This window comes from Sphingobium wenxiniae (genome assembly GCF_007830065.1).
Lineage (GTDB): Bacteria > Pseudomonadota > Alphaproteobacteria > Sphingomonadales > Sphingomonadaceae > Sphingobium > Sphingobium wenxiniae.
Genome location: NZ_VLKK01000009.1, coordinates 68,487 through 82,581, shown reverse-complemented (window position 1 = coordinate 82,581; position 14,095 = coordinate 68,487). Strand labels below are relative to the sequence as shown.

The 14,095-nt window shown below is 64.9% G+C and carries 19 protein-coding genes; 11 read left to right on the top strand and 8 right to left on the bottom strand.

Annotated elements, in window-relative coordinates; genetic code table 11:
• Nucleotides 1-5: 5 nt before the first annotated feature.
• From tolR to IQ35_RS13090, 3 genes are read right to left on the bottom strand one after another with little or no spacing between them, the layout of a single operon-like run.
• Nucleotides 6-482, bottom strand: a complete 477-nt coding sequence (gene tolR, locus IQ35_RS13100; RefSeq protein ID WP_021244439.1) for a protein TolR — start codon at nucleotides 480-482, stop codon at nucleotides 6-8.
• Nucleotides 483-522: 40 nt separating this feature from the next.
• On the bottom strand, nucleotides 523-1,239 hold the full coding sequence (tolQ, locus tag IQ35_RS13095; RefSeq protein ID WP_021244440.1) for a protein TolQ: 717 nt from the start codon (nucleotides 1,237-1,239) through the stop codon (nucleotides 523-525).
• Nucleotides 1,236-1,721 carry a YbgC/FadM family acyl-CoA thioesterase gene (locus tag IQ35_RS13090; protein WP_145074072.1) on the bottom strand — a complete coding sequence of 162 codons (486 nt, stop codon included), beginning with the start codon at nucleotides 1,719-1,721 and terminating at the stop codon, nucleotides 1,236-1,238. Before IQ35_RS13090 ends, tolQ begins: the two co-directional genes overlap by 4 nt.
• Before the next feature lie 150 nt (nucleotides 1,722-1,871).
• Between IQ35_RS13090 and IQ35_RS13085 the strand changes: the two genes are divergently transcribed.
• The gene (locus IQ35_RS13085; protein WP_145074069.1) at nucleotides 1,872-2,750 is read left to right on the top strand and encodes a 3-hydroxybutyryl-CoA dehydrogenase; all 879 of its coding nucleotides are present in this window, start codon (nucleotides 1,872-1,874) and stop codon (nucleotides 2,748-2,750) included.
• Between the two features lie 228 nt (nucleotides 2,751-2,978).
• On the opposite strand, the gene hppD is transcribed toward IQ35_RS13085, so the two are convergent.
• Together hppD and phhA are read right to left on the bottom strand one after the other, a co-directional pair.
• Nucleotides 2,979-4,022 carry a 4-hydroxyphenylpyruvate dioxygenase gene (hppD, locus tag IQ35_RS13080; RefSeq protein WP_021244443.1) on the bottom strand — a complete coding sequence of 348 codons (1,044 nt, stop codon included), beginning with the start codon at nucleotides 4,020-4,022 and terminating at the stop codon, nucleotides 2,979-2,981.
• The gene (gene phhA, locus IQ35_RS13075; RefSeq protein ID WP_145074066.1) at nucleotides 4,019-4,897 is read right to left on the bottom strand and encodes a phenylalanine 4-monooxygenase; all 879 of its coding nucleotides are present in this window, start codon (nucleotides 4,895-4,897) and stop codon (nucleotides 4,019-4,021) included. The genes hppD and phhA overlap by 4 nt, the downstream gene beginning before the upstream one ends.
• Nucleotides 4,898-4,991: 94 nt before the next feature.
• Between phhA and IQ35_RS13070 the strand changes: the two genes are divergently transcribed.
• Complete coding sequence (locus IQ35_RS13070; protein ID WP_145074063.1) at nucleotides 4,992-5,462, top strand: Lrp/AsnC family transcriptional regulator; 471 nt, start codon at nucleotides 4,992-4,994, stop codon at nucleotides 5,460-5,462.
• A 6-nt stretch (nucleotides 5,463-5,468) separates the two neighbouring features.
• On the opposite strand, the gene pspF is transcribed toward IQ35_RS13070, so the two are convergent.
• Nucleotides 5,469-6,488, bottom strand: a complete 1,020-nt coding sequence (gene pspF / locus IQ35_RS13065) for a phage shock protein operon transcriptional activator (protein WP_145074061.1) — start codon at nucleotides 6,486-6,488, stop codon at nucleotides 5,469-5,471.
• 174 nt (nucleotides 6,489-6,662) lie between these two features.
• On the opposite strand from pspF, the gene IQ35_RS21245 reads away from it, so the two are divergent.
• The 8 genes from IQ35_RS21245 to IQ35_RS13030 all read left to right on the top strand — a co-directional run bounded on the left by IQ35_RS21245 (nucleotide 6,663) and on the right by IQ35_RS13030 (nucleotide 9,914).
• Nucleotides 6,663-6,836 (top strand): hypothetical protein, encoded by a 174-nt coding sequence (locus IQ35_RS21245; protein WP_021244447.1) that lies wholly within the window; start codon nucleotides 6,663-6,665, stop codon nucleotides 6,834-6,836.
• Nucleotides 6,837-6,912: 76 nt separating this feature from the next.
• Nucleotides 6,913-7,590: a phage shock protein PspA gene (gene pspA / locus IQ35_RS13060; protein WP_021244448.1), complete on the top strand. Its 678-nt coding sequence runs from the start codon at nucleotides 6,913-6,915 to the stop codon at nucleotides 7,588-7,590.
• 4 nt (nucleotides 7,591-7,594) lie between these two features.
• Nucleotides 7,595-7,864 carry an envelope stress response membrane protein PspB gene (pspB, locus tag IQ35_RS13055; RefSeq protein WP_021244449.1) on the top strand — a complete coding sequence of 90 codons (270 nt, stop codon included), beginning with the start codon at nucleotides 7,595-7,597 and terminating at the stop codon, nucleotides 7,862-7,864.
• Between the two features lies 1 nt (nucleotide 7,865).
• Nucleotides 7,866-8,240, top strand: a complete 375-nt coding sequence (gene pspC / locus IQ35_RS13050; RefSeq protein WP_021244450.1) for an envelope stress response membrane protein PspC — start codon at nucleotides 7,866-7,868, stop codon at nucleotides 8,238-8,240.
• A gap of 107 nt (nucleotides 8,241-8,347) precedes the next feature.
• Nucleotides 8,348-8,599, top strand: a complete 252-nt coding sequence (locus IQ35_RS13045; RefSeq protein WP_021244451.1) for a hypothetical protein — start codon at nucleotides 8,348-8,350, stop codon at nucleotides 8,597-8,599.
• A 32-nt stretch (nucleotides 8,600-8,631) separates the two neighbouring features.
• The gene (locus IQ35_RS13040) at nucleotides 8,632-8,865 is read left to right on the top strand and encodes a hypothetical protein (protein ID WP_145074058.1); all 234 of its coding nucleotides are present in this window, start codon (nucleotides 8,632-8,634) and stop codon (nucleotides 8,863-8,865) included.
• 54 nt (nucleotides 8,866-8,919) lie between these two features.
• On the top strand, nucleotides 8,920-9,351 hold the full coding sequence (locus IQ35_RS13035; RefSeq protein WP_031290866.1) for a SufE family protein: 432 nt from the start codon (nucleotides 8,920-8,922) through the stop codon (nucleotides 9,349-9,351).
• Nucleotides 9,352-9,419: 68 nt separating this feature from the next.
• The gene (locus tag IQ35_RS13030; protein ID WP_021244454.1) at nucleotides 9,420-9,914 is read left to right on the top strand and encodes a hypothetical protein; all 495 of its coding nucleotides are present in this window, start codon (nucleotides 9,420-9,422) and stop codon (nucleotides 9,912-9,914) included.
• A gap of 3 nt (nucleotides 9,915-9,917) precedes the next feature.
• Here the strand turns inward: IQ35_RS13030 and ggt are convergent, their stop codons facing one another.
• Together ggt and IQ35_RS13020 are read right to left on the bottom strand one after the other, a co-directional pair.
• Nucleotides 9,918-11,618: a gamma-glutamyltransferase gene (gene ggt, locus IQ35_RS13025; RefSeq protein ID WP_145074055.1), complete on the bottom strand. Its 1,701-nt coding sequence runs from the start codon at nucleotides 11,616-11,618 to the stop codon at nucleotides 9,918-9,920.
• 50 nt (nucleotides 11,619-11,668) lie between these two features.
• Nucleotides 11,669-12,706 carry a quinone-dependent dihydroorotate dehydrogenase gene (locus IQ35_RS13020; RefSeq protein ID WP_145074052.1) on the bottom strand — a complete coding sequence of 346 codons (1,038 nt, stop codon included), beginning with the start codon at nucleotides 12,704-12,706 and terminating at the stop codon, nucleotides 11,669-11,671.
• A 352-nt stretch (nucleotides 12,707-13,058) separates the two neighbouring features.
• On the opposite strand from IQ35_RS13020, the gene IQ35_RS13015 reads away from it, so the two are divergent.
• A complete protein-coding gene (locus tag IQ35_RS13015) occupies nucleotides 13,059-14,000 on the top strand; it encodes a helix-turn-helix domain-containing protein (RefSeq protein ID WP_145074049.1) in 942 nt (313 codons plus the stop codon).
• Nucleotides 14,001-14,095: the final 95 nt, after the last annotated feature.

Sequence of the window (14,095 nt, the reverse complement as noted above, 5' to 3'; positions counted from 1 at the left end):
GAACCTTATTCTGAACTATCGCTGACGTCGCTGGCGGCGGCATCGCCATTTTCCGCGCCGGTGCTGACCAGCGCGACCTTGTTGAGGCCCGCGCGGTTGAGTTCGCCCATCACCCGCATCACCCGGCCGTAATCGAGCGCGGTGTCGGCGCGCAGGAATATCTGCGGCGGCTCGGGCTGGCCTGCATGGGCCGACATGATCTCGGCCAGGCGGCCGGGCAGGTCGGCATCGCCGATCTGTTCCTCGTCGATATAGAGGCCGCCATCGCGGTCGATGGACACCACGGTGGGCTTGGCGTCCTGATCAAGCCCCTTGGCGCGGGTTTCGGGCAGGTTCACCGGCACGCCCGTCACCAGCAGGGGGGCCGTCACCATGAAGATGATGAGCAGCACCAGCATGACGTCCACCAGCGGCGTCACGTTGATGTCCGCCATCGGCGCGCGGCCGCGGCCCCGGCGGCCCGAAGGTCCGGACATGGCCATTATCGCGCTCCTTCCCTGACGAAGGTGGAGAGCCGCCTTCTCATCGCTGGGCTTCCAGTTCGCGGCTCAGCGTCGAATAGAAGCCGTCGGCGAAGCGCGACAGGCGGGTTTCGAGGCGGTTGATGCCGTGGCTGAAGCGGTTATAGGCGATGACCGCCGGGATCGCCGCGAACAGGCCGATGGCGGTGGCGAACAGAGCCTCCGCAATGCCCGGCGCGACGACGGCGAGACTGCTCTGCTGCTCGGCCGCGATGGCGGTGAAGGCGCGCATGATGCCCCATACCGTGCCGAACAACCCGACGAAGGGCGCGACCGAACCGATGGTGGCGAGGATGTTGAGCCGGTCGGACAATCGGTCCACCTCCGATGCGATGGTGCTGTTCATCGCGGTATGGAGGCGGTCGCGCGTGCCGTCGCGGTCGATCACCTTCTGCGCGGTGGAGCGGCGCCATTCGGACACGCCCGCGGCCATAACCTTGGCGGCGGGAAACTCCGCCTTGCCGCGCGCTTCATAGAAGCGGTCGATATCCTCCGCCTTCCAGAAGTCGCCCTCAAAGGCGCTGCTCTGCTTGCTCGCTTTCCGCAAGGTGAAGCTGAAGCCGATGATCATCGCCCAGGTCCAGATGCTGGCCAGCAGCAGGCCGATCATCACGCCCTTCACGACGATGTCGGCCTGGAGGAACAAATGGAGCGGCGATATGGCGGCGTTGGCGGTGACGGCGCCCATCGCGCCGACGGCGGGCATGGCAAGGCTCATGGGTGGATGTCTTCCCCTCTCATCAGGCGGCTGAAAATGTCGATCCAGGGCTTGGGCTGCCTTCGGGGCCGGCCCTGGGGCGTCAGGAAGGCGACGGTTATGTCGCCCTGCGTCAATATGGCGTCCCCGCGCATGACTGTCTGATGAATGGCGCAGGTCGCGGCGCCGACCTGCGCGACGCGGCTTACCACCATCAGGTCGTCGTCCAGGCGGGCGGGGCGGCGGTAGCGGATATGGAGATCGGTGACGGCATAGACGCCCTTGCCCTCTTCCAGCGCCTCCCGCTGGCCGATGCCCGCGATGCGCAGCATATCCGACCGGGCGCGCTCCATATAGCGCAGATAATTGGCGTGGTAGACGAGGCCGGACAGGTCGGTATCCTCGAAATAGACGCGCAGGGGGAAGCGATGCTCCCCGGCGGCGAAACGGCCGGACGCAGGTGCAGGCAGGAAAGGCTCTGAGGTCGCGTCGGAAAGGGCCATGGCAAGCCTTTAACCATCATCGGCGGGCGGCGCAAAGCGGGAAATGACGCCGCCGGAACCGTCCTGCCCGCGCCATGGGGCTGTCCGTCCCGCTTCCTTCGCGCTAGGGGGACGCAAGCGAGCTGATTCATGCGGAAGGACTTGGGCTATATGACTGATATTCGCACCGTGGGCGTGATTGGGGCCGGGCAGATGGGCGCGGGCATCGCGCAGGTTTCGGCGCAGGCGGGCTATGACGTGATCCTGTCCGACATCGACCAGACCCGCGCGGAAAAGGGGCTGGCGGGGATCGCCAAGCTGCTGGCCAAGGGCGTGGAGAAGGGCAAGATCGAACAGGCCGACGCCGACGCGGCGCTCGCCCGGATCAGGCCGGCGGGCGATGTCGCGCCGCTGGCCGACGCGCAACTGGTGATCGAGGCGGCGACCGAGCGCGAGGACATCAAGCGCACGATCTTCGGCAATGTGGGGCCGCTGCTGGGCGCGGACGCGATCCTGGCGTCCAACACATCGTCCATCCCGATCACGCGGCTGGCGCAGGCGGCGCCGGATGCTTCGCGCTTCGTGGGCGTGCATTTCTTCAACCCCGTGCCGGTCATGGCCCTGATCGAGATCATCCGCGGCCTTGCCACCGCGCCCGAGACCGTGGCGGCGATCGAGGCCTATGCCGTGAAGCTCGGCAAGCAGGTCGTCCATGCGTTCGACGCGCCGGGCTTCATCGTCAATCGTATCCTGCTGCCGATGCTGAACGAAGCCTGCTTCGCGCTGGGCGAGGGCGTCGCCAATGTGAAGGATATCGACACGGCGATCCAGTTGGGCCTTAATCACCCGATGGGGCCGCTGACGCTGGCGGATTTCGTGGGGCTGGATACCTGCCTTGAGATCTGCAAGGTGCTGCATTCGACGACCGGCGATCCCAAGTTCCGCCCCGCGCCGATGCTGGTCAAATATGTCGAGGCGGGATGGTATGGCCGCAAGACCGGCAAGGGATTTTACGATTATTCGGGCGCGGAGCCGGTTCCTACGCGGTGACGGTCATCATCTCGAAAGTCGGTTGGCCCAGCATCAGATGGGTTGGGCGGAAGTCATACCGCTCCGCGCGGACCCATTGCCTGGCTCCTTGCCCGCAATCGACAGAGTTGAAACAGGTTGGGTAAACGTGGCCCGCGTCCTTCGACACGCTCAGGACGAAAGGATGTGGGAAATAGGAGTATGACCCATGCGGCGTGAGGGGGAGCCATGCCGCATGGGTCGCGGCGCTCAGGCGTCCACGTCGATGACGCCGCGCCGGATCTGGTCGAGTTCGATGCTTTCGAACAGCGCCTGGAAATTGCCGTTGCCAAAGCCCTCATTGCCCTTGCGCTGGATGATCTCGAAGAAGATCGGGCCGAACATCGGCTCGGTGAAGATCTGGAGCAGGATGCCCTCGCCCGTTTCCGCGCTGCCGTCGATCAGGATGCGGTTTCCGCGGAGCCGCTCTAGATCCTCGCCATGGCCGGGGACGCGCTTGTCGACCAGTTCGTAATAGGTTTCGATGGTGTCCTGAAGGCGCACGCCGCGCGCGCGCAGCCGCTCCACCGTGGCGTAGATGTCGCTGGTGGTGAGGGCGAGGTGCTGGATGCCTTCGCCATGATAGTCGCGGATGAATTCCTCGATCTGGCTCTTGTCGTCCTGGCTTTCATTGAGGGGGATGCGGATCGCGCGGTCGGGGGCGATCATCGCCTGGCTGAAAAGGCCGGTCGCCTGCCCCTTGATGTCGAAATATTTCTGCTCCTCGAAATTGAAGAGGGTGCGGTAGAATTCGCTCCACACGCGCATCTGGCCGCGCCGGACATTGTGGGTGAGGTGGTCGAGCAGGTCGAGGCCGACGCCGTTCGCCGCCTCCGCCTCGCGCCAGTCGGGAAATTCGGCCCAATCGGCATAGAGGTCCGTGCCGTCTGCGATGAAATAGAGGTAGGAACCGCCGATGCCCTGGATGACGGTGTCGTCCTCGTCGGTGGGTTTCGCGCCATGGTCGAGCGCCCATTGCATCGCGGCTTGCGGGTCGGCGACGCGGAAGGCCATGGCGCTGGCCGAAGGACCATGCTCGCCCCGGAAGGCCGCCACGCGCCCGGCATCGTCGCGATTGAGCATCAGGTTGATGCCGCCCTGCTTGTAGCGGGTGATGTTCTTGACCGGGTGGCGGTGGGTGGGGGTGAAGCCGAGCTGTTCGAACTGCGCCGCCATGGCTTGCGGATCGGGCGAGGTGAACTCGACGAATTCGAAGCCGTTGAGACCCAAGGGATTGTCCGGCGTTGCGGTCATGGGAGGCGGTCCTCTTTTGTGAAGCGGCCACGGGCATAGGCCTGCGTGCCGAGGGTGTAGATGCGATCTTCGGGGAGGATGGTGTCGACCTCCAGATCGGGGGCGCCCTCCAGCGCGTGGTAGAGGGGCGCGAAGTCCGTCTCGACCGTCTGGCGCAGCAGATCCTCGAAGCTGTCGATCACGAAGTAGCTCTGCTGATAGTCGTCGATGCGATATTTGGTCCGCATCAGACGCTTGAGATCGAAGCCCAGGCGATTGGGCGAAGGGTCGTCCAGCGCGAAGATCGACTCGCCATGGGAAGACACGATGCCCGCGCCGTAAAGGCGCAGGTCGTCGCCCTGCCGGATCAGGCCGAACTCGACCGTATACCAGTAGAGGCGGGCAAGGCGGTCGATGGCGCCCATGCGCTCGGCGCGCAGGCCGCCTTCGCCATAGGCCTGCATATAGTCGGCGAAAACCGGATGGGCGAGCAGGGGCACATGGCCGAACACGTCGTGGAAGACGTCCGGTTCCTCCAGATAGTCGAGCTGCTCCGGCGTGCGGATGAAGCGGCCCGCGACGAAGCGGCGGTTGGCGAGATGCTCGAAGAACAGGCGGTCGGGGACGAGGCCGGGGACGGCGACGACCTGCCAGCCGGTGCGCTGCATCAGGCGGTCGGACAGTTCGGTGAAGTCCGGGATGCCGGGCTTCGTCATGCGCAGGATGTCGAGGCCCTCCATGAACTCCGGCACCGCGCGGCCGGGGAGCATCGCCGCCTGCCGCGCGAACAGACGATCCCACATCGCATGGTCCCGGGGCGTGTAGGCGCTCCAGTCCTGCGGGATCGTCCAGTCTGCGGCGGCGCCTTCGGGCGGGCGCTCATGGATGTGGGTCATGATGAAGATTATTCCACGATTTTGCCTGAAAGACGTTTCAATCTTCATAAGAAAAACGCTTATCGTGAAATATGATTTCCGATATAGTTACATCATGAAACAGGATCGTCATCTTGATGCGGTCGACCGCCGCATCGTGGAACTGTTGCAGACCGATGCGTCGATCAGCCATGCGGAACTGGCCGAGAAGGTGGGCGCGTCCAGCGCGTCCTGCTGGCGGCGGATCAAGGCGCTGGAGCAGGCAGGGGTGCTGCTCAAGGCCGTGCGGCTGGTCGATCCGGCGAGCGTCGAGCGGCAGGTGAATGTGCTCTGCAACATCCGGATGCGCAGCCATGCGCGGGATGCGCGGGCCTCATTCGAGGCATTTGTCGACGGGCGGGCGGAAATCGTGGAATGCTTCTCCATGTCCGGAGAATGGGATTATCTGCTGCGCATCGTGGTCGCGGACGTGGCGGATTATAATGATCTGCTGATGAATGTGGTGCTCTCGCACCCTTCCGTGCAGGGGGCTGCTTCGCATTTCGCGCTGTCGATGACGAAATATACGACGGCCTTGCCGGTATGAACGGCGTTAACCTGCCGACAGTCCGTGCTTCTTCATGCAATGCCGTAGCTGGTCGTAGCTGAGGCCCAGACCCTTGGCGGTGGCGCGCTGGTTGTAGCGGTAGCGGTCCAGCGCGGCGCGGACGATGGCGGCTTCATGGGCTTCCACGGCGGCCTTGAGGTCGGTGACGGCTTCGAAGCCGGGCGCGGGAACGGATGGCGCGGGTTGCGTGTCGCTGCGCGCGGCGGGCGGGGGCATCAGCGGCTGCGGCTTCCACGGGGAAGCGAAGGGGTCGAAGGTGATGCTGCTCACCGGCCGCGCCGGGTCGTCCCAGCGGTAGACGGCGCGCTCCACCACATTGCGCAGTTCGCGGACATTGCCGGGCCAGCCATGCGCTTCCAGTTCGGCCATGCAGGCGGCGGAAAAGCCCGGCCATTGCGGCCATTCCAGCTCTGCCGCCATGCGCCGCCCGAAATGATCGGCGAGGACGGGAATATCGCCTTCGCGCGCGCGCAGCGGCGGCAGGGTGATGACCTCGAAACTCAGCCGGTCGAGCAGGTCGGGGCGGAAACGGCCTGCCTCGGCAGCGGCGGGCAGGTCTTCGTTGGTGGCGGCGACGATGCGGACGTCGATGGTGATCGGGCGGGACGCGCCGATGCGGGTGACTTCGCCATATTCGATGACGCGCAGCAGCCTTTCCTGCGCCGCCATGGAGAGGGTGCCGAGTTCATCGAGGAAGAGGGTGCCGCCGTCCGCTTCCTCGAACCGGCCGGGGCGGGCGCGGGTCGCGCCGGTGAAGGCGCCCTGTTCGTGGCCGAACAGTTCCGCTTCGATCAGCGTTTCGGGGAGCGCCGCGCAGTTCATGACGATCAGCGGCTCGCCCCAGCGGCGGGAGAGGTGATGGAGGCGTTCGGCGACCAGTTCCTTGCCGGTGCCGCGTTCGCCGATCACCAGCACCGGGCGGTTGAGTTCGGCGGCGCGCCCGGCCAGTTCGACCGCGTCGAGAAAGGCCAGCGACTGGCCGACGAACTGCGTATTCTTCTCCATTCCCAACTTATGGGAAAATTTCCCAACTTTTCGCAAGAGGATTTTGACGCGGGCCGTCCAAAGCCGTGCTTTTCCGCCATTTCGGCAAATTGGCACGGCTTCTGCAAAGGCAGGGAGGAAGCCGCCGCACAAGCCGACGGCACCTTTGAAGGCCAGAGTTCAGGGAGTAAGACAATGCAAGAGAAGAGCAACCCAGTCCGCGAAATCGGCCAATTGCTGTCCGTCGCCATCGCCGCCGTGCTGTTTGGATCGACCCTGATCCTTTCCGCCGTCGGCCCGGCCCGCGCCAGCGAAGCCCCGATGCTCGCGACACAGGATACCCCCGCGGCCCTGCGCTATCTGGCGTAAGGATCGCAAGCCCCGGCCGGGGCGGGAAGCCCCCCTCGCCCGCCCCGGCAAAGTTTTGACCAGGAGTGACGTTCAAATGGGTATTTTCTCCCGCACCCGCGACATCATCGCCGCCAATGTCACCGACTTGCTCGACAAGGCGGAAGACCCGGCGAAGATGATCCGCATGATTATCCTCGAAATGGAGGAGACGCTGGTCGAGGTGCGCGCGTCGGCCGCCCGGACCATCGCCGACCAGAAGGAGATGCGCCGCCATATCGGCAAGCTGAACGCGCTTCAGGAAAGCTGGACCGAAAAGGCGCAACTGGCGCTCAGCAAGGATCGCGAGGACCTGGCCAAGGCCGCGCTGGTCGAAAAGCAGAAGGCCACCGACATGGCCGAGCAGATGGCCCATGAGATCGAGACGCTGGATGAGGCGCTGCGGGCTTCGGAGGAGGACATCGCCAAGTTGCAGGCCAAGCTGCGCGAGGCCCGCGCCCGCCAGAACAGCCTCGTCACCCGGATGCAGAGCGCCGAAAACCGCCTGCGCGTCCGCGAAGCCTATGCCGGCGAGAAGGTGAACGAAGCCTTTGCCCGCTTCGACATGCTGGAACGCCGCGTGGACATGGCCGAAGGCCGCGCCGACGCCATGGCGCTGGGCCAGCAGCCCAAGACGCTGGAGGAAGAGATCGCCGAACTCAAGTCCGCCGACAAGGTGGACGCCGAACTCGCCGCGCTCAAGGCGTCGATGAACGCTGGCAAGACCGGGGAGTGACGCCATGGAAGACATCCTTGTCCCCATCGCCATCGTCGGGATGCTGTTCATCGGGATGCCCTGGCTGATCTTTCACTATGTGACCAAGTGGAAGCAGGCGCCCAAGATCACTGACGAGGACGAGAAGCTGCTGGACGAGCTTCACCTGCTCGCCCGGCGGCTGGAGGAACGGTTGCAGACGGTCGAACGGATCGTCGCCGCCGACAATCCCGATTTCCGCCCCGCCCGTCCTTCGCAGGACGATGGCGATTATGCATTCGACCGGAGGAACTGAGATGACCGCCCGCCGCACCAAATTCTATCTCGACAAGCAAAATGGCAAGTTCATGGGCGTCTGCTCCGGCATCGCCGACTATACGGGCATCGACGTCGTCTGGGTCCGGGTTGCCATGGTCCTGTCCTTCTTCATCATCGGTTGGACGCTGCTGGGTTATTTCCTGATCGGCTTCATCGCCGAAAACAAGCCGATCGGCCTTTATGCAGATCGCGACGACGCGAAATTCTGGCAGGGCGTGCGCGCCAATCCGGCGCGCTCCACCCGCGATGTGCGCTCCAAGTTCCGCGACATCGACCGGCGCCTTGCCGATATCGAAACCTATTATACCAGCCGCAACACGCGTCTGGCGGATGAGATCGAGAGCCTGCGCTGATACCGTTCATCGAACGGCGGATGCCGCCGGTCGAAAAATCGGCCGCGCGCGGGCCAAGGGAAGGAAATGGCGATAGCGCGCCGTCCTGACAGGCAAGGGGAAAAGCCATGAATCCATTTGAAATGGTCGTCGCCATCGTCGCGATCACCGCCATCGCCAGCGTCATCCGCGCGAAATACGGCGTCCTGCGCCGCGACAAGGGCGAAGCCTTCGCCCATCGCGGGCCGGACCCGGAAGCCGAAAGGCTGCGCGCGGAGGTGAAGGCGTTGAAGGAGCGGGTCGCCGTGCTGGAACGGCTTGCGACCGACAGCTCCACCGCGCTGGAGCGCGAATTCGATAAATTGAAGGACCGCGACTGAAAGCGGCCCGGACGAACCACAGGGAGGACAATATGCAGGACCCCCTTTTCTATCTGACCATGGCCGTGGCCGGCCTTTCAGGACTGGTGATCGTCGCGGTGACGGCGCTGCGCGGCTGGAACGGCTGGCTGGAACTCAAGCGCGCGGAACTGGCGCGCGGGGCCGGGGAAGCCGCCCCGCCGTCCGCCGCCACGCGGATCGAGGTCGCCGACCTCAAGGAACGCATCCGCAAGCTGGAAGCCATAGCGGCGGGCGTCGATCTGTAAAGCCGATGGGAAAAGCGGGTTTCGCCGCCCGCTTTTCCCCCTATATGGGCGGGCATGACACAGATGCGCGCCATTGCCGATCTTCACGAAGAATATGCGTTTCTCGACGCCGACGATCGCTACCGGCTGTTGATCGATCTGGGCCGCGAACTGGAGCCGATGCCCGACGCGCTCAAGACCGACGCGACATTGGTGCGCGGCTGTTCGGCGGCGGTGTGGGTCTATCCCACGGTGCTGGATGCCGATTCCGGTCATGGGCAGCGGCTGCATTTCCTGGCCGACAGCAATGCCGCGATCACCAAGGGGATCATCGCGCTGGTGCTGCTGACCGTGCAGGACCGGACGCCCGAGGAGATCGGCGCGGCGGATATAGAAGGGGCGCTGGCGCCGTTCGACCTGCGCAATCAGCTCAGTTCCAATCGGACGCAGGGGATTCCGAACATGATTGCCCTTATCCGCGAAACGGCTCGTCGCTACGGCGGCTGACCCGCGCAACCGCTGTTTCCGCACGGACGTTGTCCTTCCGTAACATGATATATGGAAGGAGAGAGGCGATGCGCGCCATCCTGACTTTGACGGCCCTTGGGCTGATCGCGGCCTGTTCATCGGGCGAGAAGGACATGACCCAGCGCGAGCAGATCGGGCAGACGTGGAAATATGAAGGCGGCGGGACCGGCGGCAAGGCGAAGGTCGCCTATATCGGCAGCGCCAACACGGTGCAGACGATCACCGCGCCCGACACCTTTTCCGTGATGCTGGTGCAGCCGATGGCCAATGGCGAGAAGGACGTGACCGTCAAGCTGGTCGGCGCGCCGTTCCGTTGCGACCTGTCCGACTGCGCGGTGACGGCGGTGACGGACGACGGCAAGGAACATCGCTGGAAGGGCCGCATGGCCGACACCAATGACGGGATCGAGATCATGCCTTCGCAAAATGCCTATGAGGCGATTGCCAAGGCGAAAATGGTGAAGGTCAATCTGGCCGTGGGCAAGGATGACCGGACCTTCCCGTTCCAGTTCAATGTGGAGGGGCTGGATTTGAAAAGCTGATCGTCATTCCTGCAAGGACACGCCGGGGCTGCGCGGATCGGCGGCCCCCACCCAATGGCCGTCGGGCAGGCGCTCGGCGGCATTGGCCTTAAGGCCGAGGCGGGAGATGGCGACGCGGTGGCCCAGCCTTTCCAGCGGCGCCTTCATGGCTTCGAGCGATGTGCCCTGTTCCAGCACGAGGCCGTCGCCGTTGAAGAATTCCAGGCCCAGCGCGATGGAATCCTGCGCGGACAGGCCCCAGTCGAAATGGGCGATCAGCGCCTTGGCGACCTGCATGATGATCGTCTTGCCGCCCGCCGCGCCCACGGTGAAGATCGGCGTGCCCGCCGCGTCATAGACGATGGTGGGCGACATGGAGGAAAGCGGGCGCTTGCCCGGCTCCACCCGGTTGGCGACGGGCGCGCCGTTCTTTTCCGGCGTGAAGCTGAAGTCCGTCAGTTCATTGTTCAGGATGACGCCATTGGCGACAAGCTGGCTGCCGAAGAAGCTTTCGATGGTGGAGGTCCAGGCGGCGATATCGCCATTGCGGTCCACGGCGACGAAATGGCTGGTGCCCGATTCGGGCTGGGGCCGGGATGCGGTGCGCGGCTGCGCGCCCTGCGGCTGGCCCGGCTGGTAGTCGTTGCGGGCCTTGCGGAGCGAGATGAGGGCGGAACGCCGTTTCAGATAGGCCGGGTCGATCAGGCCCGCCAGCGGCACGGCCACGAAGTCGGGGTCGCCCAGCCATGTGTCGCGATCGGCATAGGCAAGCTGCATCGCTTCGCCGATGACATGCCAGGATCGCACATCGTCCTTGCCCCACTGGCCCAGCGGGAAGCGTTCGACCATGCCCAGGATCTGGAGCACCGTGACGCCGCCGGAAGAGGCCGGTCCCATGCCGCACACGGTATAGACGCGATATGTGCCGCAGACGGGCTTGCGGGGTTTCGCCTGATAGGCGGCAAGGTCGGCCTGCGTCATCGGCACCGGATTTTTCGGCGCGTTGGTGACGGCGTCCGCGATCGCCTTTGCAGTGCCGCCCAGATAGAAGGCGTCCGGTCCTTCGGCCGCGATGCGCCTGAACAGGGCGGCGAGCGGCGGATTCTGGAGGATGGTGCCGATCGGCGCGGGCTTGCCGTCGATCCAGAAATATTGGCGGATTTCCGGGAAATCGGCCCAGATCGGCGCGACGGCGTTCATCGCGGTGTCGAGCCTTTGGCGCACTTCGAACCCGTCCTCGGCCAGATGGATGGCGGGCTGGAACAGGTCGGCCCAGGGCAGCTTGCCCCATTTGCGATGCGCGTCCCATGCCAGGCGCACATTGCCCGGCACGCCGACCGAATAGCCGCCCGGCCATGCATCGCGGAAGGAAAGCGGCTGGCCGTCCGGTCCCATGAAGCGGTCGGGCTTTGCAGCGGCAGGGGCGGTTTCGCGGCCGTCGATGGATTCGAGCACGCCGGTCGCGCCGTCATGATGCATCAGGAAGCCGCCACCGCCGATGCCGCTATTGTGCGGTTCGACCACGTTCAAGGCCAGCATCATGGCGATGGCGGCGTCGGTGGCGCTGCCGCCCTTGCGCAGGATGTCCTGACCCGCCTGCGCCGCGCGCGGATCGGCGGCGGACACCGTGGCGTTGAGCGCAACCGGCTCGCGCGCCGATAGCGGGGCGGGGGACAGGGCGACGAGGGCGAGGGGCGCCAGCAGGGCAAGGAAGCGGAATGTCATGGCGGCCACCCTATCGCCCGCACCGCTGGCTGCAAGCCCGCCTGTCCGGATCAGGCGTCGATCCCGACGGCCTGACCGATCGTCCGTAAGCCGTCGCGTTGCAGCAGGGCCTTCAATCCGGCATTGATGCGCTTCGCCAGATACGGCCCTTCATAGACCAGCGCGCTGTAGAGCTGGATCAGGCTCGCCCCGGCGCGGATACGGGCATAGGCCTGTTCGGCGCTGGATATGCCGCCCACGCCGATCAGCGGCAGGCGCGCGCCCAGCAGGCGGCGGAAATCGCGCAACCTCTCCAGCGAAAGGTCGTGCAGCGGCGCGCCCGACAGCCCGCCTGTCTCGCCCGCATGGGCCGAACGCAAGGGCGGGCGCGAAATGGTGGTGTTGGACACGATCAGCGCGTCGATGCGGTGGTGGAGGCAGGCGGCGGCGATGTCCTCCACATCCGCCGGTTCGAGGTCGGGGGCGACTTTCAGGAAAATGGGCGTCCGGTCCGCCCCCCGCGCCGCCATCACCGCGCCCAGCAACTGGTCGAGCGCCGCCCGGTCCTGAAGCGCGCGCAGGCCCGGCGTGTTGGGGGAGGATATGTTGACCGTCAGATAATCGGCCAACGGCGCCATGCAGGCGATGCCCGTGGCATAATCCGCGATGCGGTCCGCCGCGTCCTTGTTCGCGCCGATATTGATGCCGATGACGCCGCCGCCGTTCCGCCGCCGCTTCGCGATCCGTTCCGCCGCCGCCGCCAGACCGCCATTGTTGAAGCCCATGCGGTTGATCACCGCCCGGTCCGCCTCCAGCCGGAAGAGGCGCGGCAGGGGATTGCCCGGCTGGGGCAGGGGAGTGAGCGTCCCCAGCTCGGCAAAGCCGAAGCCCAGCCCATGCATCTTGTGCGCGACCAGCCCTTCCTTGTCATAGCCCGCCGCCAGGCCCACGGGATTGGGGAAGGCGATGCCCGCGACCGTCTGCGTCAGCATCGGATCGGATTGCAGCGCGGGCCGCGTAGGCATCATCCGCAGCAGGGCGATGGACAGATGATGCGCGCGCTCGGCATCGAGGGCGAAGAACAAGGGGCGGATCCAGCGGTAGGCCATGGCGGCGCTATGCCAGCGCCGGGCGCGTTCGTCGAGTCGCTGTTGCGATTCGGCAACAGATGATCTGGATCAAATTTTTCAGGGGAAATCGCCTCATTTTAGGGCATTTTCCAAGCTGGAATGTCCGATCCATCCAATATACTTTCCCCTATTCCAGCGTAAAGCAGGTCCGCGACCCGAAGGCTCCAAGGCCATATGGCCGACGAGACCTTTTCCTGGCCCGGCGATGGAAATTGCCGGGCCATTTTTATGCCTGTGTCTTGCCTGCGACACTGAATTGTTTCCCGATTTTAACCAATTTTCTTGCGCCGCTAGCGCGAAGGGAGATATTGGATAGCGGGGGTCATAATATATGGGGTCATATCCTCGACACACGCCTGAGGGGGCGGGGTCGGTTACCGCCGATCAGGAGACGCCGCTTTCCTATAGGGTGGAAGCGGAGCATGGTCCGGTAAGCCTGCGCTATTTCGCTCCGCCCGAGTCGTTATGCGCCTATTTCGGTTCGCTCTACATCTTCAGCGTTACCTCTTCCGGCTATGCGGACGTGACGCGCGCGGATGTGCCGCAACTCCGTTTCCGGCTGGAAGGCCAGGGCGGCAATTATATCTTTCAGGATGGCATGGTGTTGTCCCCGCCGGATGTGTGCCTGTTGGGACCGACATTCGGCGCGACACGCTTCGAGCTGGACCAGCCGGCGCGCGTGCTGGGCACATCCCTGCTGCCTGCCGGCTGGGTCGCGCTGTACGGTGACGATGCCAGCGCGATGGCCGACAGCGCCTTCGACATGGCGGCATGCGATGCCGACTATGGGCTGTTGCTGCAAAAGTTGCGGTCCATGGACGATGCGGATGCGATGGCGTCCTTGTGCTGGTCGTTTCTGGGAGAGCGGATCAGGCCGTTCGCCGATTCGACCTGGCGCATGCTGGAGGCGGTGGACGGCTGGCTGATGGACGAAGGATCGCCGCGAATCGAAACGCTGGTCGAACGCACGGGGCTTTCGGCCCGGCAGCTCGCGCGGCTCACCAACCGCTATTATGGCGCGCCGCCCAAGCTGCTGGCGCGCAAATACCGGGCATTGCGATGCAGCGCGCGGATCGCGCTGGACCGGGAAAGCTGGCAGGTGCTGTGCGAGGATGGCGGCTTTTACGACCAGTCCCACTTCATTCGCGAGATCAAGCATTTCATCGGCCTGACCCCGCAGCAGTTGCAGAACGAGCCGTCCGCCGTCGCGCAGCTGACGCTGTTGCGCCGGTCGCTGGGCGGCGACGTGGCGGTCATCAATCGCATGAGTTGAACGCGCTCATGCAAGAAAAGCCTTGATAATCCGCCCTCGCGCGACCACATGCCTAATCGGATTGATTCGATCCGATTTGAGAATGGTTCGCAACT

Bases quoted from the DNA above. Each gene is read 5' to 3' on its own strand.
- pspA (WP_021244448.1), top strand. From the start codon at position 6,913: ATGGGTATTTTCTCCCGCACCCGCGACATCATCGCCGCCAATGTCACC.
- IQ35_RS13030 (WP_021244454.1), top strand. From the start codon at position 9,420: ATGCGCGCCATCCTGACTTTGACGGCCCTTGGGCTGATCGCGGCCTGT.
- IQ35_RS21245 (WP_021244447.1), top strand. From the start codon at position 6,663: ATGCAAGAGAAGAGCAACCCAGTCCGCGAAATCGGCCAATTGCTGTCC.
- tolQ (WP_021244440.1), bottom strand. From the start codon at position 1,239: ATGAGCCTTGCCATGCCCGCCGTCGGCGCGATGGGCGCCGTCACCGCC.
- IQ35_RS13090 (WP_145074072.1), bottom strand. From the start codon at position 1,721: ATGGCCCTTTCCGACGCGACCTCAGAGCCTTTCCTGCCTGCACCTGCG.
- pspF (WP_145074061.1), bottom strand. From the start codon at position 6,488: ATGGAGAAGAATACGCAGTTCGTCGGCCAGTCGCTGGCCTTTCTCGAC.
- IQ35_RS13040 (WP_145074058.1), top strand. From the start codon at position 8,632: ATGCAGGACCCCCTTTTCTATCTGACCATGGCCGTGGCCGGCCTTTCA.
- phhA (WP_145074066.1), bottom strand. From the start codon at position 4,897: ATGACCCACATCCATGAGCGCCCGCCCGAAGGCGCCGCCGCAGACTGG.
- IQ35_RS13035 (WP_031290866.1), top strand. From the start codon at position 8,920: ATGACACAGATGCGCGCCATTGCCGATCTTCACGAAGAATATGCGTTT.
- pspC (WP_021244450.1), top strand. From the start codon at position 7,866: ATGACCGCCCGCCGCACCAAATTCTATCTCGACAAGCAAAATGGCAAG.
- ggt (WP_145074055.1), bottom strand. From the start codon at position 11,618: ATGACATTCCGCTTCCTTGCCCTGCTGGCGCCCCTCGCCCTCGTCGCC.
- IQ35_RS13070 (WP_145074063.1), top strand. From the start codon at position 4,992: ATGAAACAGGATCGTCATCTTGATGCGGTCGACCGCCGCATCGTGGAA.
- pspB (WP_021244449.1), top strand. From the start codon at position 7,595: ATGGAAGACATCCTTGTCCCCATCGCCATCGTCGGGATGCTGTTCATC.
- tolR (WP_021244439.1), bottom strand. From the start codon at position 482: ATGGCCATGTCCGGACCTTCGGGCCGCCGGGGCCGCGGCCGCGCGCCG.
- IQ35_RS13015 (WP_145074049.1), top strand. From the start codon at position 13,059: ATGGGGTCATATCCTCGACACACGCCTGAGGGGGCGGGGTCGGTTACC.
- hppD (WP_021244443.1), bottom strand. From the start codon at position 4,022: ATGACCGCAACGCCGGACAATCCCTTGGGTCTCAACGGCTTCGAATTC.
- IQ35_RS13020 (WP_145074052.1), bottom strand. From the start codon at position 12,706: ATGGCCTACCGCTGGATCCGCCCCTTGTTCTTCGCCCTCGATGCCGAG.
- IQ35_RS13045 (WP_021244451.1), top strand. From the start codon at position 8,348: ATGAATCCATTTGAAATGGTCGTCGCCATCGTCGCGATCACCGCCATC.
- IQ35_RS13085 (WP_145074069.1), top strand. From the start codon at position 1,872: ATGACTGATATTCGCACCGTGGGCGTGATTGGGGCCGGGCAGATGGGC.